The 22,139-nt window shown below is 57.2% G+C and carries 16 protein-coding genes and 1 tRNA gene; 7 read left to right on the top strand and 10 right to left on the bottom strand.

Translation table 11 applies throughout. The features are described from left to right. The first annotated feature begins 368 nt into the window (after positions 1–368). Together BM310_RS07370 and BM310_RS07365 are read left to right on the top strand one after the other, a co-directional pair. The gene (locus tag BM310_RS07370) at positions 369–857 is read left to right on the top strand and encodes a universal stress protein (protein ID WP_218156420.1); all 489 of its coding nucleotides are present in this window, start codon (positions 369–371) and stop codon (positions 855–857) included. Then, entirely contained in the window at positions 854–3,097 is a 2,244-nt protein-coding gene (locus BM310_RS07365) for an amino acid permease (RefSeq protein ID WP_089806060.1), read from the top strand. Before BM310_RS07370 ends, BM310_RS07365 begins: the two co-directional genes overlap by 4 nt. A gap of 150 nt (positions 3,098–3,247) precedes the next feature. Here the strand turns inward: BM310_RS07365 and BM310_RS07360 are convergent, their stop codons facing one another. After that, positions 3,248–3,823 (bottom strand): cupin domain-containing protein, encoded by a 576-nt coding sequence (locus BM310_RS07360; protein WP_218156419.1) that lies wholly within the window; start codon positions 3,821–3,823, stop codon positions 3,248–3,250. 263 nt (positions 3,824–4,086) lie between these two features. Here BM310_RS07360 and BM310_RS07355 point away from each other — a divergent pair, with 263 nt between their 5' ends. Further along, a complete protein-coding gene (locus BM310_RS07355; RefSeq protein WP_218156418.1) occupies positions 4,087–4,761 on the top strand; it encodes a helix-turn-helix domain-containing protein in 675 nt (224 codons plus the stop codon). A 250-nt stretch (positions 4,762–5,011) separates the two neighbouring features. Here the strand turns inward: BM310_RS07355 and BM310_RS07350 are convergent, their stop codons facing one another. Beyond that, a complete protein-coding gene (locus BM310_RS07350) occupies positions 5,012–5,260 on the bottom strand; it encodes a DUF4242 domain-containing protein (RefSeq protein ID WP_143105127.1) in 249 nt (82 codons plus the stop codon). Between the two features lie 600 nt (positions 5,261–5,860). Next, complete coding sequence (locus tag BM310_RS07345) at positions 5,861–6,865, bottom strand: tyrosine-type recombinase/integrase (protein WP_089806053.1); 1,005 nt, start codon at positions 6,863–6,865, stop codon at positions 5,861–5,863. Between the two features lie 725 nt (positions 6,866–7,590). Between BM310_RS07345 and BM310_RS20900 the strand changes: the two genes are divergently transcribed. After that, positions 7,591–8,127, top strand: a complete 537-nt coding sequence (locus tag BM310_RS20900; protein ID WP_143105126.1) for a hypothetical protein — start codon at positions 7,591–7,593, stop codon at positions 8,125–8,127. A gap of 390 nt (positions 8,128–8,517) precedes the next feature. Here BM310_RS20900 and BM310_RS07340 read toward each other — a convergent pair whose 3' ends face one another. Then, complete coding sequence (locus tag BM310_RS07340; protein WP_089806052.1) at positions 8,518–8,706, bottom strand: hypothetical protein; 189 nt, start codon at positions 8,704–8,706, stop codon at positions 8,518–8,520. 798 nt (positions 8,707–9,504) lie between these two features. Here BM310_RS07340 and BM310_RS20895 point away from each other — a divergent pair. The 3 genes from BM310_RS20895 to BM310_RS07330 all read left to right on the top strand — a co-directional run bounded on the left by BM310_RS20895 (position 9,505) and on the right by BM310_RS07330 (position 14,700). Further along, the gene (locus BM310_RS20895) at positions 9,505–9,987 is read left to right on the top strand and encodes a hypothetical protein (RefSeq protein WP_143105125.1); all 483 of its coding nucleotides are present in this window, start codon (positions 9,505–9,507) and stop codon (positions 9,985–9,987) included. Between the two features lie 216 nt (positions 9,988–10,203). Then, positions 10,204–10,812, top strand: coding sequence for a site-specific integrase (locus tag BM310_RS07335; RefSeq protein WP_089806049.1), 609 nt, complete (start codon positions 10,204–10,206; stop codon positions 10,810–10,812). A 90-nt stretch (positions 10,813–10,902) separates the two neighbouring features. Further along, positions 10,903–14,700, top strand: coding sequence for a helicase-related protein (locus tag BM310_RS07330; RefSeq protein WP_245778438.1), 3,798 nt, complete (start codon positions 10,903–10,905; stop codon positions 14,698–14,700). Positions 14,701–14,707: 7 nt separating this feature from the next. Here the strand turns inward: BM310_RS07330 and BM310_RS07325 are convergent, their stop codons facing one another. From BM310_RS07325 to BM310_RS07300, 6 genes are all read right to left on the bottom strand, one after another. Continuing rightward, on the bottom strand, positions 14,708–15,232 hold the full coding sequence (locus tag BM310_RS07325) for a hypothetical protein (RefSeq protein WP_089806045.1): 525 nt from the start codon (positions 15,230–15,232) through the stop codon (positions 14,708–14,710). A 371-nt stretch (positions 15,233–15,603) separates the two neighbouring features. After that, complete coding sequence (locus BM310_RS07315; protein ID WP_089806043.1) at positions 15,604–16,452, bottom strand: hypothetical protein; 849 nt, start codon at positions 16,450–16,452, stop codon at positions 15,604–15,606. 36 nt (positions 16,453–16,488) lie between these two features. Next, positions 16,489–16,635 (bottom strand): hypothetical protein, encoded by a 147-nt coding sequence (locus BM310_RS21295; RefSeq protein ID WP_177232553.1) that lies wholly within the window; start codon positions 16,633–16,635, stop codon positions 16,489–16,491. Between the two features lie 26 nt (positions 16,636–16,661). Next, positions 16,662–20,264 carry an Eco57I restriction-modification methylase domain-containing protein gene (locus BM310_RS07310; RefSeq protein ID WP_089806041.1) on the bottom strand — a complete coding sequence of 1,201 codons (3,603 nt, stop codon included), beginning with the start codon at positions 20,262–20,264 and terminating at the stop codon, positions 16,662–16,664. Between the two features lie 299 nt (positions 20,265–20,563). Continuing rightward, positions 20,564–21,307, bottom strand: a complete 744-nt coding sequence (locus BM310_RS20890; RefSeq protein WP_143105124.1) for a hypothetical protein — start codon at positions 21,305–21,307, stop codon at positions 20,564–20,566. Between the two features lie 592 nt (positions 21,308–21,899). Beyond that, positions 21,900–21,971 (bottom strand) — tRNA-Ala (locus BM310_RS07300). Positions 21,972–22,139: the final 168 nt, after the last annotated feature.

Raw genomic sequence — 22,139 nt, 5'->3', positions numbered from 1 at the left:
CGGCCGGCGGATGCGGCCGACGGGATGGGCGCTCGGACCGGGACGAGACGGCGTCGCCGCGTCTCGCCGTCCCCGTCGTCACAGAGCGCGCCCGGTCGACGCACACCGTTCGAGTCTCCGTGTAGTATCGATATAGAAAATCAAGGGCCACTAATTTTTTATATCGAAATTTGAGGCGGAGTGTTTATGCCATCTCGCAACTTCGGGGGCGCATATGAACACGTGGACCACCGACGGCGGCGCATCCGTCGACGACGAGCCGACACCCACCACACGCCGAGACGTTCGGGGGCGGACACCCCCACGAGAGCCGGCAGCAACCGGGAACCGGACGGTTCAGTACCCGCTCTCGTCGCCGACTCCCGGAGGTGGCTGACAGGATGTCGCTTCTCGAACGCGTCGTCGTCCCCGTCGCAGACGAACGCGACGCCGTCGCGACCGTGACCGCGTTGTCGCGGCATCTGGACGACGTTCAGTCCGTCGTCGCGGTTCACGTCATCGAGAAGGGCGGCGGAGTGGCCGACAAAGCACCCATGGCGAAACGGCGGGCGGACGCGGCCGAGATTCTCGCCGCCGTCGAATCACGACTCGGGGACGCGGTGACCGTCGAGACGCGCGTGGCGTTCGGAACGAACGTCGCCGAGACCGTCGTCGAGACGGCCCTCGACGCCGACGCGACGGCTATCGCCTTCTGCCCCCGCGGCGGGAGTCGCCTCGCCCGGTTCCTCTCGGGCGACACCGCCGCCCGACTCGTGTCGGCCCCCGCACTCCCGGTCGTCTCGCTCACCCCGGGTCGTGACACCAGTTCGTCGCCGGACGCTCGAACGCGAGAGAGCGACACCGAGGTCGGCGGATGAGCGACGAGGAACTGGCGAAGGACCTCGGCCTCCTGTCGGCGCTGACCATCGGTATCGGGACGATGATCGGAGCGGGCATCTTCGTGTTGCCCGGCGTGGCGGCCAGCGCCGCGGGTCCCATCGTGGTCGTCTCGTTCGTCGTCGGCGGTCTCATCGCGCTGGTGAACGCGCTCTCGGTCTCCGAACTCGGGACGGCGATGCCGAAGGCGGGCGGGGGCTACTACTACGTCAACCGCGCCCTGGGCCCGCTGTTCGGCTCCATCGCGGGCCTCGGCGACTGGATGGGACTGGCGTTCGCGAGCGCGTTCTACAGCATCGGCTTCGGGCAGTACCTCGCCACGCTCGTCCCGATGCCGGACGTGCTGTTCCTCACCGACGTGCAGGTCGGTGCGCTCGTCGCCGGCGCCGTCTTCGTCGGCGTCAACTACATCGGTGCCAAGGAGACCGGCGGCGTGCAGACGGTCATCGTCACCATCCTGCTGGCGATTCTCGCCCTGTTCGCCGTCCAGGGCTGGCTGTCGTTCGACCTCGCGACGGTCCTCGGAGACGGCGGCGTCGCGCCGCTCGGATACGGCGCTATCCTCCCGGGGACGGCGCTGGTGTTCGTCTCGTTCCTCGGCTACGCGAAGATCGCGACCGTCGCCGAGGAACTGAAGAACCCCGGCCGGAACCTCCCGCTGGCGATCATCGGCAGCGTCGCCATCGTCACCGTCCTCTACGCGATTCTGGTGAGCATCATGCTCGGCGTGGTGCCGTGGACGGAACTCAGCCAGAGCGCCCCGCTCACGCAGGCGACGCAGGTCGCGTTCCCCGTCGGTCTCGCGGGAGTGGCGGTCACCATCGTGACGCTGGGTGCGTTGCTGGCGACCGCCTCCAGCGCGAACGCGTCCATCCTTGCGTCGGCTCGAATCAACTTCGCGATGGGCCGCGACCGCATCGTCACGAACTGGCTCAACGAGATCCACCCGAAGTACGCGACCCCGTACCGCTCTATCGTCGTCACGGGGGCGGTCATCGTCGTCTTCATCGCCGCGCTCGGGCGAGACATCGAGGTCCTCGCGAAGGCGGCGAGCGTCCTCCACCTCGTCGTCTACGCGCTCATGAACGCCGCGCTCATCGTCTTCAGGGAGACGGACCCGGAGTACGACCCGGCGTTCACCGTCCCGCTCTATCCGGTCACGCCGCTGGTCGGCATCGTGCTGTCGCTCGGACTGCTGGGGTTCGTCGGCGGACAGGAACTCCTCCTGTCGGGCCTCTTCGTCGTCGGTGCCGTCGTCTGGTACTTCGCCTACGCGCGCACGAACACGACCAGACAGGGGCTGCTCGGCCAGTACGTCCTCGACCGGGACGGCGACCTGCCGCCCTCGGTCGTCGGTGCGGCGGCCACCGTCGCGCCGAACGGCTCGGGTCGCGAGGCGGACGCCCCGACGACCATGGTCGCGCTCTCGAACCCCCGAACCGAGCGGTCGCTCGTCACCCTCGGCGCCGCACTCGCGAAACACGAGGGCGGGCGCGTCCTCGCGACGCACGTGATTCAGGTGCCGGACCAGACCTCACTGGAGGCCGCCGCCGCCCAGCGCGACCGCATCTCGAAGACGTCCAAGCGTCTCGTGGCCGACGCGCGACGCGACGCGGAGCGGCTGGACGTGTCGGTCGAGACGCGGACGGTCCTCTCGCACGAGGGCCTCGGCGAAGTATTCGACCTCGCTCGCGAACACGGCATCGAGCGGTTGGTCATGGGTCACAGCGGGACGCGACTCGCCGGCGGGCGCGTCGAGGGTCCGCTCGACGAACTGACGCACGACCTCCCGTGTGACGTGCTCGTCCTCGACGAGCGCGGGTTCGACCCGAGCGAGATTCTCCTGCCGACCGCCGGCGGGCACTCCTCGGACCTCTCCGCGGACGTCGCGCGAGCGCTGCGCGAGACGAACGACGCGCGCGTCTCGGTGCTGCACGTGGCCGACGACCCGACGGCCGGCCGGGAGTTCCTCGAGCAGTGGGTCGACGACCACGGCCTCGAAGGAGCGGAACTGCTGGTCGAGACGGGCGACGTCGAGGACGCCATCGGGGACGCCGCGGCCGGCAAGTCGCTCGTCATCGTCGGGGCCACGGAGCGCGGCCTCGTGTCCCGCATCGTCGGCGGGTCGCTGACGCTGTCCGTCCTCGACGACCTCGACACGACCGTGTTGCTGGCCGAACGGCCGCACCCCCGGTCGATTCGACAGCGGCTCTTCCGCTGACACCGGGAGGGGGCCGACGAATCTCCCGGAGCGCCGCACACGTCGTCGACAGTTCGTGAATCGCGGTCTCGATCACCACGCCGGGACGGTGTCGAGCCCGTTCTTCTCCTCTCACAGTTTCGTATCGCAGCGGGTTTCAGAAGAGCCGAGTTACTCCCACGCTGGCTGCTCGACGTGCTGATTCCAAAACGAGTCGTCGAGATACGCATCGTCGATGCCGGTCGCACCCGACAGCCGAGCGACTCGCCCGACGGTGGCCCAGAGGAGTCGCCGTCCCGGCAGGGGGACCGCCGCCATCGTCGTCTCGCCGGAGAGATCCGCCGCGACCGCGAGTGATTCCACCAGTCCCGGGCCGGGATAGTCGCCGTCCTCGTCGCGGCCGCGTTCGTGAGCTACCCCCCAGGCCGTGTAGAGCCCCTTCGCCGTTCGAAGAGAGGGAAGTTCGGCCTCGAACGCGACGACGTCGTCGGTATCGTTGCGGAACGTGTGCTCTCGCCCCGGTTCGACGGTCAGTGATTCTCCAGGACCGAGTCGAATCGAATCTCCCTCACGAACCACGGTGACCTCCCCCTCGATCGTCCTGAACGTCTCCGTCTTCGGGTGGTGGTGGACCGGAGGTTCGGGCGAGTCCGGGGACACCCACTGGACGAGGACTGGCCGATCGGTCTCCCCCGAGTCCGGACGCTCCAGCAGTGTCGCCCACGTCTTACTGGCCGGGTCGGACACGAGTGGGTGAGGCGACTGTCTCAAGCGGACGCCCGAAGCACCGTCAGGATCCAGTTCGAGTGTCGGCCCGTCGACGGGGGTTCCGTCGACGAGCGGGCGACCAGTCGAGAGGGTTCTTTCCCCTCTCTCGTCGGTGCTCTGTCTTCGACTGTCGGACCGCGCCTCGGGTTCCATCGCTATTTCGCGTTACGACCGCTCGTGGAATGGAGGTTCTGTGAGGTATGCATGTGGGGTTTATCCGCGCCTCGGTCGATAGACGGGCCGTGAAACACCTCCGACTCACCGTCGACGTCGACGAGGACCGCGCACCGGCGTTTTTCGAGCTGTTGGCCGATTCGCCTGACGTCTCGGAGGCTCGTTTGATCGATTGGAGCATGGCGGCGGACGAACAGTCGACGCTGTTGTACACCATCGACGGCGACCCAGCGACCTTCGCAGCGCGGGCGACCGAGACCGCTGGGATCGATTCGGTGGAACTGTCCGAGACGGTCCAGCGTCTGACCTACGTGTTGGTCGTGATGCGACCGCGAGAGACCCCCCTGTTCGCCGCCGTTCATCGAGCGAGCGAACAGACGGGCGTCGTCGTCCGCAAACCCATCGTCTACCGCGACGGGGCCATGTCTGCTCGCGTGGTCGGCGACGCTGCGGCACTCCAACGCGCGCTCGAAGCAGCACCCGATGGTGTCGAAGTACGGATCGACGAAATCGGCCGTCTCCAGAATCACGCCGACGATCCGGTGGCCTGGCTGAGCGACAGACAGCGCGAGGCAGTCGTCGTCGCACTCGAACTCGGCTACTACGAGCAGCCCCGCGGAGCGACTCACGAAGACGTCGCCGCCGAACTCGACTGTGCACCGTCGACGGCCAGCGACCATCTACAGAAGGCGGAAGCGAACATCGTTCGTGCCGTGATGGACGAGTTCGGCATCGACCCGTAAGCGCGTCTGCGACGGTAGAGTAGACACGACCGACCATCCCCGTTCCGTCACGGAACGGCAAGGGGGCGGTGGCCCGCTCCTGGAATCCTGTCGAACGCTCTTCTGCGAGGGAGCGTTCTCGAAGCCAAAAGTGGCGAATCCAGCCGTTTCAGAGAACGTACCTCGCGGTCGTGTTGCTTAGGTACGGCGGAAGGCACACGCCTACAAGCTCTATCATTCTTCAAAAAGGCGTGTTTCCCGTCAGTTCGAGTTATTCGCCCTGTTCGACTTCGAATATCTCGTCTGCGGTGAGCCCGTGAGCTTCTTTGTGAACTTTCTCACCCGCTTCTTTGCTTGGGCCTTCGAACAGACAGAAGACAGCGTCTTCGTCGTCGGAAAACCAGTAATTCAGATATTTCACACCGTGTTTTTGTTGGGTTTCGACGTCTTTCTTGTGCGCCTCAATAACGTCTTCAGCGCTTCCATCAACACCTCTGTGGATGTCCATGTATAGTGGCATGGTACATAGTCGCACGACGCCGCGGGGCATAAATCGGAGACGACTTCACACGGAGGAGAATACTGATTATTCGAGTGAACACGTTGGCTCCGCTGTCCAAGCAGTTTCACATCCACATACGTATTCGGAGAACGTAACCTCTCGTCATCGGCTCTGCTAAATATGTTCTCTCTATTCAGCACGTCTCTTCTATCGAAGTCTGAGACGTTCTACAGAGCTGAATCACCGGCCGCCCCTCGTTCACGATTGGACCGACCAGTACCTGAGCGCACAATCTCGACGTCATCTGTCTAATCGAGTCATCATCCGAGGAGGCCGGGGGCAAAGATTACTATCGTAGAATTGCAGCCCTGAGTGAAACCCATGACCGGCACGGGTACGACCGTTCGAGAGGGTGCAAATGCCTTCGGACGCGCTTGCCGATTTCAGGTAGCAACTGCCCTTCGGTCGTGGTCGTATTCAGTGGTAGATACGGCGCTGGCTGTCCAATTTAGTTCTGTAGAAACCGAGTGGACTCGCCGGGCCTTGGTCAATACGGTTGCCTGCCGAGGCTCTGGTAGAACGTCGACCCATCGGTCGTGGAGTGGAGTTCGTCATGCGTTATCCCTCGAGGAACTCGCGTCGAAGTTCCATCTTCTCTCGCTCGGTGCGCTCGTCGTAGTGCAGGTCGAGGATGTCCTTCGAGACGTCCGACCGCTCGGAGACGACCTCCTGCGGCGTACCGTTGCGCAGATGGTCGGTGATCGATCCACGACGAATGCCGTGAGGCGATCGTGACGATGGGCAACCAGCGCGCTTACCGTGTCGTCGGTACTCGCAAGTTGCCGGATCCTTGTCGTGCGGACAGCCGCCAGTCTCACACGGCTGGGTTATCCGATAGATCGCCTCTCTGACGGCTCCGTCGCAGAGCCGACCTCGCGAACTCGTAATGAGCGGACTGCGGCCGTGGTCGTCGGTGACTTCGTGCCGGTTGTGCTCGATGTAGTCCGCGATCACGTCGCAGTAGTGGGAACCGACTGCGACAGACCGCTCTGCGGCCTTCTTATTCTTCAGCGGCGTGCCAGTCTCCGGACGGTGTCGGAGGTCGAGACACATCGTGTCTCTGTCGAAGTCCCCGACGTCGAACGAGCGAAGACTCCCGAGTCGAATCCCCGTGTGCCAGAAGAGAGCGAGGACGACGTGGTCGCGGCTAGCGTAAGAGAATCTCTCGAGATGCTCGAGCAGGTCTCTTGCTCTGTCTGCCGCGATGTGCTCGTCACGCGCCTCGTCTTCCGGTTCGACTTCTGGGATCTGGACGCGTTCGCGCATCCCCGGTTCGACGGCCTCAATAGCCGCACAGAACTCGAGGAAGACACGGAACGTCTGGAGATAGCCACGCAGCGTGACTGGCTGAATGTCTTCGCTTGCCCAGACACGGAAACGGTGAATGTCCCGTCCCGTGATCGCGCTCATGTTGTCCATCTCGTGTTCGGTGCAGAACGCGAGGAACTGTTCGAGTCGATATCGCTGGTTCTGCAACGTCTTCTCCGAGAGTTCGGGCTCTCGCTCGGCGAGGTACCACTCCACGGCCTCGGCAGGCATCGTGGGTGTAAGTCCGTCACTCATGGAACCCCGATTTTGTGGTGGCGTTGCTTCACGAAATGTGCTTCGACGCTCATCTGATCCGCTCAATCGGACCACCCTGATTCGATCTGCGCAGCACGAGAAGTGATCTGCGAATGAAACGAGTCATCTGAGCTATTCTGTTGGGTGCATTTTTGGGCAGCAGGTGTCTGAACCATTATCTTGGTGTATTGCTAATTTGACCGCGAATCGGAAGTGCAGACAACGGACCCAAATGCTCTTACTCCCAAAGACTAATCTTTGGATAGGAGCACGTCCGTTGCTGCTCCGACCTTGCTGAGTGGTTCGAACGGAACCCGGAACCAGTGAACATGAGACCGGAACAACCGTTCGGGCTGCTCTTAGAGAGTACTATGCTGGAGCGTCTGGGTCATACTGTGTGACCATTAGCTGCAACAGTTCGTCATACGTTTGCCCACCCCGTTTCAGGGCCCTGACAGAGTCGCGAGTTCCTTTTGAACAGGGGATGGATGATTCAGTGGGCATCATTTGATACAGTGCCGGGAGGGATAATAGGGATTGGTTTCGTAACAGAGCATTGTTACGCACCTATGTCAGATAGAACTGCCGGGATTCTAACTAACGGTGACATCGAATACCTCCGAGGAAACTCATCTAAAAGCGACGCAGCAAATCGAAATCAACGCATGCGGATAAGAAAACGTGTCCGTAGTGCAATTACCGATTTCTCACTTCTGTTTGCACACATGGAGCCAAAAGACCGACTTCAGGTAATGCTGTCCTCGGATGGCCGATCACCCATAATGAGGCATCATCAAGGGGAGGAGCTAGGACCTCCGGAATTAGAGTGGGATATCGTCGAAGTCAACGAAGACGTGCCTCCGATAATGACTGGCGGATTTAGAAGTATGCACGCGTTCTGCTATCAATGCCTGTTTGAGTCCCTTGAGGGTCTTGATTTCTTTGAATCAGAAGACGTACACTCGGTAGAGATTATCCAGAGTCTCGTTGAGGAGGGACTTGAAGATGCATATGGTAGCATCGGCACGGTTCGGGATGTCGATGTTAACATCACGGTGTCTGATCCCGATGTAAACCTTGACCGATTAGAGTCAAAGTTCAGATCCGATAAGCCACTTTCAAACAAGGAAGTTGAATATCTGATTCATTGCCGTAGAATTAGTTTTGAGGAGATGGTGGAATTCGTTCGGGATGAATCGAGACACCGGAGTGAAGACTCAAGAGCGTCTGATAACCAACACGACAATCGTGGGTTCGAGTGAGCAACTGATCTTCCGAGGTATTTGGGGCCTCGGTACAGGATCGTGAGATCCCTGGTGCCCGGGATTGGGTTTCGTAGCTGCTAGCAAGGGCTGCCCCACATCCGGAAACGCACTACAACAAACGGATCAGGTCAGAACCAGTTCAAGAGCAGGTCTGAACCAGTTCAAGAGCAGGTCAGACCCAGGCCGAGAAATCTGGGCCGCAGGTCAAGCCCAGCCTATAAAGCACTTGGTTCCAATAATAATTCCAAAATGGCTCTGTTGAAATCCTCGGGAAGTTACAGGTACGTCCAGTAGCCTGATTGGATGGAAGCCCTCCGAAAATCGCGGTTGCTCCTGTTTGTTGACAAACAATGCACTTGGCACGCCGAGCTGTCACCCGTTACTCCTCTACTCGCTCTCGGCGGCCTGCCCCCACAGCAGCCCCAGCGAGACGCCGACGGCCAGGCCAAGACTGATACCCAGGCCGAAGTTGTCGGACATGATGCCGTACGAAACGCCCAGCGACACCCCGAGCGAGATGCCGAGAGCGAACCGCTCCTCGTCCATCGACGACTCCGCTTCGTCGTCCGATGCCATGGCCCAAGGCCGGCCTGGCAGTAAGAAAACCGGTTCGGTGTCCGGTGGTCTGCCGGTGACTTTTCCGCCCACCGTAGTCCCCCGCTCGGCTCCAGCCGACTCGCGCTGTGTATTCAGGAGGACTGTTGAAACCTATCACAAGTAGAGGGTTTCAACAAGGCCTTCCAAATCTATCTTGTCGTGTCTGACCCGCGTTACGCGGTTAATTCACCATCACGGAGGTGGTAGAATACATGTATAGGGCCTGTGAAACCCCTGTATGGGGTTTGATTCCAGAAAACGAGGAGAGACGGACCAAAGTTCTCAGGATCGGCCTGACGAATACCCTCGTCTTGACCCAAGAACGGTCGCACGAATCGATAACGCACTACAAGGAACAATCAACGTAGACATCTCGAAGTTGTCTGCAGATGACAAGCTCTCTCTGCTAATAGACCGATACGACCGGAAGACTTCCCCGGTCGAGGATTGAGCGAGTTGAAACCACCACTCGATGAAAACTTGTTCGTGGCCGATTTGAGTATAACACGCGAATCAATCACTTAGCTGTCGTACAAATTTGTTAATATCATCAAATTTGGATAGCATTATCTGTCGATCATGACCTAGTTGTAAGGTTGAATGGTACGAGTCTCGCCTGAGCGGCCACTAGGAAATATCGTTTGATACTGATAGGCAACCAGCCTGCCACCTCTCTAGTGTACTGGAGAACTAGGCGCTAGACGCTAGTAGAATACGCTCTAGAGGGTCTGTGAGGCAAAATTTAACCGTTTACGGTAACTCGTGTTTAGTGGGTCAATGGGTCTTGACGACTTCAGTAAAGACGACGATGAGCCAGCGTCCGTGACCGAAACACAGCAAAACCGTGTAATGGGCCAGCATAAGCGACGTGAGGAATTCAAGAAACAATTGCGGGAGTGCAACGACATCAACACCGTGACAGACGGACAGAAACGAAACGTTTGCACAGCGCGAACCGAGTCCGGCGACGCACTCGTGTGGATGCACTACAGCAAGGCGTTCAACTTCTGGGGAGGGTCCGTACGGAAGAATGACGAGTTACGCATACGTGGGCCCGCGTTGGTTCACGCGTTCCTCGGCGCGAAGGCTCAGGAATACTACGTCGTCCCTGACAAGGAACTCCACAGCGGTGACTTCTATATGCCCGTCCAAGATAAGAACGGGAGTGAGCATTGGAGATTAGCAGGGAAAGGAGATGGCGGACGAAATCGTGAACTCCTCGACGCGAACTATTCCTCTCTCTGTGCCCCCTTCAGATAATCCGTACCCCCTATTCGAACCGCTAACTGTATTCAGTTGTGGACTGCTAGGAAGGTGGATGGAGAGATTCACTAGAATCCGCCGGTGAGATCGCTCGTCATTGTGTGAACGCTTTATTGTAAAACCCGATTACGTGGTTGGAAATTAGCCCTGTTTCAGCTCCAATCGAAGTGGGTCCACCGAAAGAACTAGTCGAGTTGTCTGCAATACTCGATTATGGTTCGCGTCGACGATGCCGACGACATAACGAAATGCTGGCTCTCTCCGAATGAATTGAATCTTCTTGAGAGTGCAGCCGGCGAAGACGGGTGGAAGCGAGAGATTGCATTACAGCTGATGGGAAGATGTGGCCTGCGAGCATCTGAGGTGAGCTATCCCAGCGACAGACATCTTAGATACTCTGAAGAGGGAGATATATGGTTATTCGAGATTCGCGGGAAGAATACCAAAGGAGGTCACCGAAAGATCCGTGATGCCTGGATGCCCGATCACGTCGCCGAGGATATCCACAAATACAGCCGAGAAAAGGGAATGAACTCCTCTGACTCTTGGGTGGACGTAAGCACTCCATCAGTACGACGTTGGGTGAAGGAAGCTGCTCACGAAGTTTTCAACGACCTCAGTGAACCGCGCTGGCAATCAGTATCGTCCCACGACCTCCGCCGCTCGTGGGCAACCTATCACCTCGTAGAGCGCCAAGTCGATGTGCGGACGATGATGAGTATCGGGGGTTGGTCTGACTACTCAGCAATTGAGCCGTATCTTGCGGAACCAACAGAAACGAGAATTGGTGAAGCAATGAGAGCGGGAGGGACTGCTGAGTAGTACCGCCTCGCAACTAGATGAATACGCGGTCGTGGATGGCGAATTCAATGGATATTTTCTTTAGTCAGTATGCTGATGCGAGATCATCCAATGCTTTCTCTCGATCCACTCGTCGACAACACTGACTCGACGCTGGAGGACGTCTACAAGAAGGTCATCCCTCAGTGCGAAGAAATTCGTGTCGCAACTGGGTACTTCTACCTCTCTGGATTCGACCTTGTCAAGGAAGACCTTGCAAATCTCCGTGATCCAGAGCAGATGGAGCGAGCTCCCTTCCGCATCCTCATGGGACGGCAAACAGACCAGCGTACCTCTGACGAGATAGAAGAGGGCCAGACGCTCCGTGAACAGTTTCGTGAGGAGCTAAAGGAAGACATCTCGGGTCTAAATAACGCTCAGGTGGAACGCTTGGACAATCTCAAGGATTATATCGCAAGTGGCCAGGTTGACGTTCGGGTTCGGAACCCAGAGCAAGGATACTTCCACGCGAAGGGAGCTTGTTTCCGGGCTGTTCCGGAGGATCCAAAGACACGTGAGGGTGAAAAAGACCGTCGCGCGGCTGCGACCATTGTTGGGTCATCTAACTTCTCACAGAGTGGTCACCGTCACAACGTCGAGCTCAACCTGACCAGTCAAGAACAGGGTGACGCAAGGGAGTTCGAGCGATGGTTCGACGATCAGTGGTCGAAGGCTGAGGAGTTTAGCGAAGAGATTGTTACGGTCATTGAAAACAGTGGACGGTACCAAGATTGGAAAGGGAAGCAGGATGATGATGACGACGTTGACGAGGAGTACGGTACATACCTGGAGCCTTTCGAGATGTACAAGCTCCTAGCCTATGACGAGCTGAACGGCAACGTCAGTGTTCGAGATAGTCCTCTCTACTACTTCCAGACGCTCGGGTATGAGAGTGCAAAAACAAAACTCTCACAGTATAACGGTTGTATCATCTCAGACTCCGTCGGCCTTGGCAAGTCGTTCATCGGGGGCGAACTCCTCTACGACTACCGTGAGCAAGGTGACCGCTGCCTTCTCCTCGTCCCAGCCAACCTAACTGATCAGTGGCGTGATCTCCTCCAAGACGCTACTGACGAAGACGGAGAACCATTCTTTGGTCTCGAAGTTGACGGTGAACACTTGCAGGTGATGAGTATCAGCAAGTTCCAGAACCTCACGTATGAGGAGGTGAACGCCCTCGATAACCGATTCGAGGTTGTGCTCATCGACGAGGCACATCGGTTCCGGAACCACGGAAAGTGGCGACCGAACCCGGTTGACGACGACGATTACAAGGGAACTCGACGACACGCGAACGTTCGGCTTCTCCGGAACAACACGATGATCATGCTGACTGCGACGCCGATCAACAACTCGGCGAGCGACCTCAAGAACCTCATCGGGTTGTTTACCGACGAAAACGAACTCATGAACAAGGCGTCGCTGAAGTTCAGCGCCTTCGACGACTACATTGACCTCGCAGCCGAGCGCAAGCGAATTGCCGCTGGTAAAGAGGAAGCCTCCGAGGAAGACCAACGCCAAATCACCGAGCAACTCAAGCGCCACTCACAGGAGATTTCCAAAATCCTCAACGAGGTGATGGTGCTTCGGACTCGGAAGCACGTCAAGGACACCCTGACCGATCAGGACGAGTTCGAGATGAGCTTCAAGCCGCCAGAGCTCAACAAGGAGCAGTACTCGCTCCCCCCTGCATACCAGCCAATCTATCGGATGCTGCCTGACGTGATGGACGCCCTCCACCTCCCACACATCACAATCAAGAATCCCAAAGCAGGGAGCACACTGAAAGCGCTTTACAAACTCAACCTGCTGAAACGGCTAGAGTCGTCTACCTATGCATTCGTCCAGTCGGTGCAGACCCTCCACGAGAGTGAACGGGCGCTCCTTGGGTTCCTTGAGGGGTTACCAGAGGACGAAGACATCGACGTCCTACGCACATTCGACACCGACGAGGCTGGTTCGACACTGGATGACTTCGTCGAGGGAGCAGACGCAGTTGAAGACCTGGAACAAACACTCGAGGAGTTCGGCTTCGACAGTGGTGCGCTTCGAGCCGATGGGGGTGATGCGGACGACGAGCTAGCCGATGCCACGGTCGGAGAGGTGAAGACGTACATTCGCGAAGACCTCACCCTCCTCGCGTACTTCCTCTCACGATTCATCGGGCGTGTGGCTCGAGACTCGGGGGCGATAGCGGACATGGAGGTCGAACTGGAGCAGTGGCTCGCCGATCACGGTGCAGCAGTTCTCCCAGACGTGCCTGAAGACGACCCCAACCCCACCCTCTATCCCCGACATGATCTGAGTGAAGCCGACACCGCTACCTTGGACTTCTACCAAGCAGTGTTTGCTCTCCGCGAGTTCCGTGACCCCAAGATCGACCGGTTAGCCGACGTTCTGAACGGGTACGACCAGAAGGTGCTCATCTTCACGCAGTACCGCGCGACTGCGGACTACGTCCATCGGACACTCGTCGAGAACGAGTCGTCACCCATGACGATGGAGAACAGTGCGGTCGTCAAAGGTGGCGACGAGAACAAGCAAGACGTCATCAAACGGTTCGCTCCAGAGGCGTCGGGATACCAGCAGACGCTAGCCGAGAGTGACGAGACAGAGTTGCAGTACGTCGTCGCGACGGACACTCTCAGTGAAGGTGTGAACCTCCAAGACATCTCTGTCGTCGTCAACTACGACCTGCCGTGGAATCCCATGCGGATTGTCCAGCGTGTCGGTCGCATCGACCGCATCGGTTCGACAGCGGACAAGTACGTACACAACTTCTATCCCGACGGTGACATTGAGGCGGCGATCAAGCTCCTCCAGCGCTTGCAGGCGAAGATCAACGACATCGCGCTCATCGTCGGCAAGGAGAACAACATCCTCGACCCGAACGAGGATGCGGTGCTTGAGAAGGCTGGTGTTGAGACTGAGAAGACCATCGGAGAACTCGAGATCGAGGAGATCGAGTCGTCGATTCGGGAATCTCGTGAGGTGACGGACTACAACGAGCTGGACGACACCTCGAAGAATCCACTACTACGGAACGCAGGGAGCGACGAGAACGCAGCGTTCGAGCGCGTGCTGCTCAAGGAGGAACTGAACGACGACTACGGCTTGTCTTCGGACGACTTCGAGTTCGCGGAGGACTACTTCGAGGAGCCGACCGACGAACGTGACTTCCTCTATACGAACGCCGTTGGCCACGATAGTGGCCCGCGTCCGGGTGTGTTCGGCCTTGTACATCTGTGGTTCGAGAACGAAGAGACGGGTGAACCTGAGGATGCACCGCTTGGACGGGTACGGCGGGCATTCTACTACAAACCATTTAGCGGTGACCTCAAAGAGCGACCAGTCGGTGCCCTATCCATCACCCCCGATACCCAGGGGGAGCAGCTCTCGGGGAATACAGACAGAGTGGTTGCGAACAGAGAGTCTATCGAGGAGCATCTCTCCGAGCGGTTAGAGGAGATACGTGAAGGGCAGGTTGAGGAGGTATTCAGTGGTGGAGGGCAGTCAGCCACACAGGAAATGCTGCTCGACATGATGCAGATGCGGATCCTTCCACAATATGGAAACCAGCCAGCACCTGTAGACGGATACGATACGGTTAGTGATTGGACGAACGCACTGTTCGACCAACTGGATAAGGTGAAACTCGAACACTCGGACGAAGACCGCGTGTTGCGAGAGACGTTCCGCGAACACCCTGATTACACATCACTTGGTGACTGGCCCGTTGAGGAGTTCCTTGTCGAACTGGAAGCGTTCATTGAGAACAACATCGAAGCATCTGCCGAGTACCAGACGACGCTGGTGGGCGAGAGTGCTGTGCAGGCTCGCCTCATCTGTTGGGGCGTTATCGGCCAGTGATTCACACTTATTGAATTCGATATCCGATTACTGCGATATCCTCAACGTGTAGCACGCTCCTGATGAACCGCATACACTGCATGGCTTCGTTGTAGAGATTGTTATTTTTGCTCCCCCAATTCACAGGGACAATCAGACATCCAAACTCGACCTTCTTACGGTTGTTCCGTTGCGTCTTCCCCCCCTTGACGAACTTTAGTATGTCATCGCTCACGCGTTTCTGTTGGCTCTTTTCAATCTCAATGGCAATCCGTTCTTCTGGGTGATATAGGTCTACACTATGGTCGAAGTCTGGAGTCCACAATTTGCACTTCGAATTCCGGCCTGACGCCGCATCTTCTTCGAAGTAATAGTCGGGGATTGCATCTGCTACGTGGCTGTCCAGAGTCCGTTGATCTGTCTCAAATACACTATCTGGCGCATCCTCGACAGCTGAGAGTATTCGTTCATATTCGTCCTCAGGGAACATCCGAGATGACTTGCGTTCCCGAATATCTTCATTCAAGAACCCCTCCTTCACTACCTCTACCATGATATATTCTCTTCTTCCTACATGATGAAGATTGCGCTCGTTGTTGGAGGAAAGTGTAATCGATAGCTCTGGCGGGATCATACACTAACTCCAACATCACAGCAAACCGCTGCCTTGTGCTTTGAGACTCTCTGCAGAAGCTCGCGAATTTCTCGGGTCAGGGACGTAGGTCACGCCACCTCACATCCACTTGGCCACCTGAATCTAGCCGAATTCGGTAGATAAACGAGTCTTGCTCGTCACCAGTGGTTGCGCCCCATCACACCCGAGTACTTCGATAACTCGCCGCGATACTGGAAGTCTGGGTCATCTCAATTGGGGGATGTCGATGCGGGCTCTATCTCCAGGCTCAACGCTCTTCATTCACAACCTCACCAATCGATGTCACCAACCTTCGACCGTCGGAGATCGGACAGGCTCATCTCATGCTCAGGGTGTATCCAGTAGGGATAGCCATTGACGTTGAACTCACGACCAGTCGCCCGTTCAAGCACCTCTTGGGCAAGGGCGGTGAATGAGTACTCTGCACCGTTCTCCAACCACTCGACGTTGTCACTCCGACCAGTCTTCCCCGTGATTCGACCACGCCAGAAGTCGTCGTCCGGGCCGTACTCGCGCTCAGCGTCGTCTGGTAGGCTTTCGTCGTCGAAGAGGACTATGTCCCCCTCCGCGACGAGTCCCGCCTCTAACAAGACAGTGATCGCCCGATCTGCCCGGCTCGACGACCGACTCTGTTGTCGTTCCTTCTGCCGCCGTTTGGCCATGTATTCCTCGGCCTCTGGAATCGGAAGCACCTGCCGCGCACTGACGAACACCTCCTCGTCGCGTTGGTGGACGTCTAGTTCGATGCATGTGATGTCCATCCCGTACTCGCGTTCCAGCCAGACGACGGGCGTGGTAATCTCCGGGGCGAAGCTTCCTGCGGCGAGCAAGATCCGTGGCCGGTCGTCTAGGACGAAATCGGCGTAGCCGTCCTCAGTAGTGGCGACGTCCTCGCCGAGGAACTCGCTGAACTGCTCGCCGACCGCTTCGGGTGTGAGCTGGTCATCCTCGTCGCGGCGGTTGTTCCAGAACGCTCGGTAGTCCTGCTGGAGTTCCTCGGCACTGATAGTCGAGCAGTAGCTCGCGTACTTGATGGCCTGGAGGTCGGTCGTCTTGTCGGCGCTATCCCGTTTCAGTTCGATGACCACGAGCTTCCCATCGGGGTCGAGTGCCAACACGTCGGGACGTTCGGCAGTTCGGTCGAACTTGGCGTACTAGGAGGCGACCACGAGTAGGTCTTCGTCGAGTATCGAGGGTGTCTCGATGATCCACTCTTCGATGTCAGCCTCGGTCAGGTCGAGGGCATCGAAGCTGGTGGGTTCGAGTGCGGTGACACCTTTGTCGTTGACGTGGTACACCATTGCTTGTGGACAGGATGATTCCGGTGTTAATTGAAGGGCCCTTCCGCCTCTAACAGGTCGAACTTCTCAAACACCATGTCGAAGTACTCCTCAGTCATGATGCGTGGACTCGAAACCCTATGGAAGTTCTCAAGAACGAACTCTACATCTCGCCTTTCGAAACCGTAGGCGTGGAATGCAGCAGCATCAACCTCCGCCTGAATCTCGTCTCGAGTCTCTTCTTGAGTTGCAGGCTCAATACCCCCCATTTCTTTTCTAGCATCAGTGAACTCCTCACCATACGCGTTCAGTCTAGCCGACCGTTCTGCGATGTAATTGAACCAGTCGTTCCCTTCAGACAATCGTGGAGCTTGAGACTCTTCAATAGCATTGACACTCATTGTGGTATCCAGCTTTGTCCGAACAATATAGTCGAATGGGATACTATTAAGAAGGCCCAGAGCGGCGAATAGTTCAGAGTTAGTGAATTTCCTGGCATACATGTCGTGCAGATTTTCTTTAGACAAATCCTCCTTCTTTGGCTCGATGCTGTATGGCCGAATGGTAGGTGCTTTGTTGTGACAAACAGCTCCCTTTGGAAGTATTGCAGCGACCATACTCCGCTCGTTGGTGTTATTTGAAACGTCTCGGAAAGCGATCCGATGGGTAGTACAGTCTAGTAGGACATCGTCCTCTTTGAGCCCATCTCCCCTGTGGCGTTCCAGCAGGTCATTTACAAACCCAATCTGAGAACCTGTCCCATTGAAGGCCTCGAAGATTGCTTTCTTGAGACGCTTTTCGTTCTTGCCTCTGACACGGGATTTGGCACTTGGGTGGTCTGTTCGTGTTTCATCAACACCCCAATATTCGATGTCTGCAAGATCGTCTACGAACGTATTGTCGTACGCGAACAACCAGAAGTTCCCGCCACCGTAAACGGGGTAATCGCCTTCTTCAGGAGACTCCACAAAGTATTCCGAATCGCGTGTCCGATGGAGTTCTTCACCGTAGATGTCTATATCCCATTTGTCATCCAGCTTTTGACTAATTGGGGCGTGATCGACAATCGTATTCATGACAGACAACTCGCGGCCATTCGAAATTTGTGGGAAAATGGTCGCTCGAGGGGAGTAATCTCTTAAAACCTCGGCTGGGATACTTAGCAAGCTGTCCGTGTCTTCAAGAACCGAAAGGTCTCGTTGTAGGAACTTTGCTCGCAGTTGTTCGGTAGTTCCAGAGTTTTTGAATGAGACAATACCAAACTTGTACCTGTCGTCAATGTCAAAGATACCCTTGTTTTCGAATCCAATGATGTAGTCTAGCCGTGTCTTGGTTAGCAGGTGTTCACGGATGTCTCCAGAAGACATTCCGGTAAAGAGCTTCCCGGGGAGTACGAATGTGGTGTACCCCTCGTTTGAGTTCAGCTGGAATGCTCTTTCTAAAAAGAGCATTGAAAGGTCTGTTGTCCCTTGCCCTCCAACTTCCGGACTCTGGAGTTGGTAGTCTGGGTTCTCACCATAATAGGCTCTGAGACGGTCAATATCTTCCTCGTGCTGCTGCCATCCTTCAGCGATTGTTTCGTCCTCGCAGAGCTCTTCTATACGGTCTTCTTTTTGGCTCGCAGGGAGTGTTCGAAACCCTGGATCGAATTGAGTGAAGTATCGATTTCTGTCGGGGGTTAACGCTCGCCACGGTGGGTTACCTATAAGGATATCAAACCCACCAGACTCGTAAACCACAGCGAATTCAAGAACCCAGTGGAATGGCTTGAATTGCTCCAAGTTGTCTGCACTGATCTCACTGATATTGGCATCCTTGAACCTTTCCAGTATCTTTTCGTTCAGCTTTTTCTGGTGCTCATCAATCAGTGCTTCAGCCCGTCTTCGGGCCTCTGATGCCTCAGTTGATGAGGACGCACTCCGATGAGACTTCACAGCATCAATAACATCATCATACATCTCACGTACGCCTTCACCAACGCCACCCCCCCAGTTTGAGAGTGGAGCGTCGCCATCATCGTTGACTTCGACGAGGTCTGTGAACCCCATCAATGAGTTGCCTTCCCTTATGTTGAAATCGATGTTTGGTAGAGGCTCGACTTCGTTCGGTTCGTCCTCTATGTCTGCGACCATCGACAGCCACAATCTGAGCTTACAAATCTCAACGGCTCCTTCGTCGATGTCTACTCCGTAAAGATTGTTCAGTATAATTGACTGCTTGGCGTATAACGAGGGATTCCCTCGCCCTTCTTCGATTCGTTCCAGTTCCTCAACTGTGCGCTCCTCCAGTTTCCACGCTCTCCCCTCGTCTTCAACCTGCTGGAAGAACTCGATGCACTGCATGTAGATGTCCAGCAACACTTCCTGAGCGGCGAGCAGAAATGCCCCGCTACCAACGGCAGGGTCGAGGACGCGAACCTCCTTCAGGAAGTCGTGGTATAACGTCTCCACATGCCGTGTCTCGACGTTTTCTGTCGGGACTTGTGCCGTGACTGCCCCGCCGTCGGCTAGCGCCTCCACACCGCTCTCAGCGTCCGGAGCGGGGAACCCGAAGACGTCGTCAATCTCCTCGTAGTTGGCACCGACTTCCTCGTTCAGCTGGTCGAGGAGGTACGGGTGAATCGTCCGGCGGGACATGAACCCGGTGATCTCCTCAGGAGTGTAGTACGCCCCCATCTCCTTCTGGTTGACCGTCTGCTCGAAGATGTGCCCGAGGATGGCCGGCGAGAGGTTCTTCGGATCGACGATGTCGAGCCGCTCGTCCACGTTCCAGTTCCAGTCCGAGAGGAAGTCGAGGATGTCTCCGAACAGCTCGTTGGTCTGCTTGGTCGTCTCACCGAGGCGAGCGTCTTCGAACTCCTCCTCGATAGGGTTCTTCGAGAACAACCCACCGTTGAGGTACGGGAGTGCGCCGAACTCGGTGCTCTTCTTGTTCTCGGCGAGGAAGTCGAAGAACAGCGGCTCGTAGAATTCTTCGTAGACGTCCTCGCCGTCATCCACGCGTTGTTTGTGGTGGTCGTGGAGGTAGTTCGGGTCGCGGTCGAGCAGGCGCTTCTCTTGGATGAAGTAGAGGAAGATCATCCGGTCGAGCGTCACCTGCACGTACCGTTGCTTCGCGTCACCGCGGTCGTCGGGGATGCCGGCGACCTCCTGGACGAGGTCGGTGCGAAGCGTCTCGAACTGCTGGTAGAACTCTTTGACGACCTGCTTGGTATCGTAGAGGTCGTCGTAGATCGCTGCCGCAGATCCGTACTCGAGGCTGTTGAGCTTCTGGAGGATGGTGTTCTTCTCGCCTCCCTTGCTGGTCATCTGCTCCTTCGTGAACGAGAGCTTTTGGTGTTTGATGCGCCCGTGTTGTTGTCCGTCGAGCGCTCGAATGCGGGTGAGGAACGTGAACTCCTCGTAGTCGTTGGTAGCGACGAGGTTGGTTCGGCGCCGCCGGTCGTCGGGTTTGAAGTCTGAGGCTGATTCCCCTGGCCCCGCTTCGACGAGAACGATGAACTCACGGTCGGTGAGCTGGAGGACGAGTTCGTTGTCCTCGCCGAGGGTCTCACGAACTTTCAGCCCGCGCTTCTCGAAGGTAGATGCGACATCCTTGAGGGTCTCCCATCCCGCAATATCATCTTTCGTGATCTGCTTGAGGGTGGTCATTGAGGGGAACTTCTATTCGAGATACATAAAACCAGCATACAACTCGATAACGACGAAATGGGATAGGGTTCTCATCTTACACCCGTCGTAAGATAGTCGAACAGCTAACTCGCCGCGACAAGCGAGTTAGCGGCGAGTTAGTCGGCAGCCTTACAGCTAACGAAAGGAGCTAGTACAAGTGCGGTTGCGGTGCAGTAGGGGTGAGATTTAGTTTGGTGGTGGTTTAGGATGAGCGAGAACGGTGCGGCTTACTGGACTCCGTTGAGCCGACCTTACGACGGGCGTAATATACATTACAGTCATTGGGACTCGCCTCGGTTGGTGATCCAACCGACGTACAGCGTGTCGGTGCCGTCTTCCTTTCTCCGTGAGACGTATCGAGGTGAGCCCTCAGCGAGTTCCTCAATTGCGTCGAAGACATCACCGACGTTCTTCGACTGAAGGGTGATGTCGACGTCGGGCTGGGAATTGAGGAACCGACGGACGTCTGGCCGTTCGAGTCGGTACGTGGTTATGCCGTTGACAGTCCGTGTCTTCCCCCAGTCTTCGATGTTCGAGAGGACGATCTCGGCGCGACGGTGCTTCTTGTAGACCCGATGTCCGATGCCAGCCGAATCGATACCTTCCTCGCGGACCTTTGTGATGATGTCCCCGTGAGTAATTCCGAGGTCAACGCCGCTCTCTTCGGCGAGCTTCCGTAACATGGCCCCGTGCTCAGACCGGAGCAGTCCGACCTTACGTTCGAGAGTCTCTTGTGTGGCGGTATCGTGAACGGCCTCGACATCATCGACTAGGTCGGCAACGACGTCACCGAGTGAATCACCTCCCAGTTCAGCGAGAAGTGTTCCAGCAGTCCAGTCACCGAATACTTCCTCTTCGAGACCGGCGACATACTGCGTGAGCCATTGATTGTTCTCCTCAATACGCTCTATGCGCTGGTCTTTCTCGTGCAGCTCTTCGCGAAGCTCCGCGTTTTCCTCTTCGAGGGCATCAAGGCGCTCGGTGAGCTCAGCAAGTCGTTCATCGACATCGATCTGGCTCACCGCTGAGCACCTCCAGTTTCCTTCGAGGTGATGAACCGTGCCAAGAGGATTCCGACTGCTACCCTACGGTAGTTCCTGAAGCGGTTTCGACTCTGTTGGTGACCGAGATGTTCCAAAGTCTCGTTGACAGAGTCCCTAGCCGAACTCATCTCGGCGTCGTAACGCTCAATGCGTCTAACCGAGTGGTCACACACGCCGGACCACCTCTGGTGGTCTGGGAGCTCCCGAGGCCGGGAGCGGCGCGCCAAAGAGGGTCACTGCCTTGGAACAGTGACGGACCCTCTTTGGGGGCCTTCGAATCACGGCTGACACCTCCCATCCTCGAGCGCCGCGCAGCGCTTCTCCGGACGGTCGAATTCACAGCCGCAGAACTCACAGATGGGACGCAGGCAGTAGCTCGCGTCCTCGTGGACGGTCACGTCGACCACCTCCGTTCCCTCACAAAATCGCAAGCAGGCGGCGGCCCGCACTTGAAATTCTGTTGAACTCCCTTCTGTGAGGGAGTAATCTCTAAGCCAGAAATGGCGAATCCAGCCGCCTCAGAGAACGTACCGTGCGGTCGTGTTCCCTGGGTACGGCGGAAGAATCGGAGTGGACTCGCCGGGATTTGAACCCGGGGCCTCTCCCATGCCAAGGGAGTGATCTACCACTGATCTACGAGCCCGCGAACGCATCCAATCGTTCCGCGGTGTCGGTATTAAGGCCTTCGACTCGGTTTTCTCACGGCCAGTGTCGCAACCCTTTTCACTCGGTCGGGGGTGGATACACACGGGAACAGCACGGCCGCAAATCTGACTCGCCGCCTCGGGCGGCTTGGGATTGCGGAAGTGCG

Origin of the sequence: Halogeometricum rufum (genome assembly GCF_900112175.1) — an archaeon.
GTDB lineage: Archaea > Halobacteriota > Halobacteria > Halobacteriales > Haloferacaceae > Halogeometricum > Halogeometricum rufum.
Note: the sequence above shows the minus strand (reverse complement) of the source record. Positions and strands in the feature narration are given on the sequence as shown.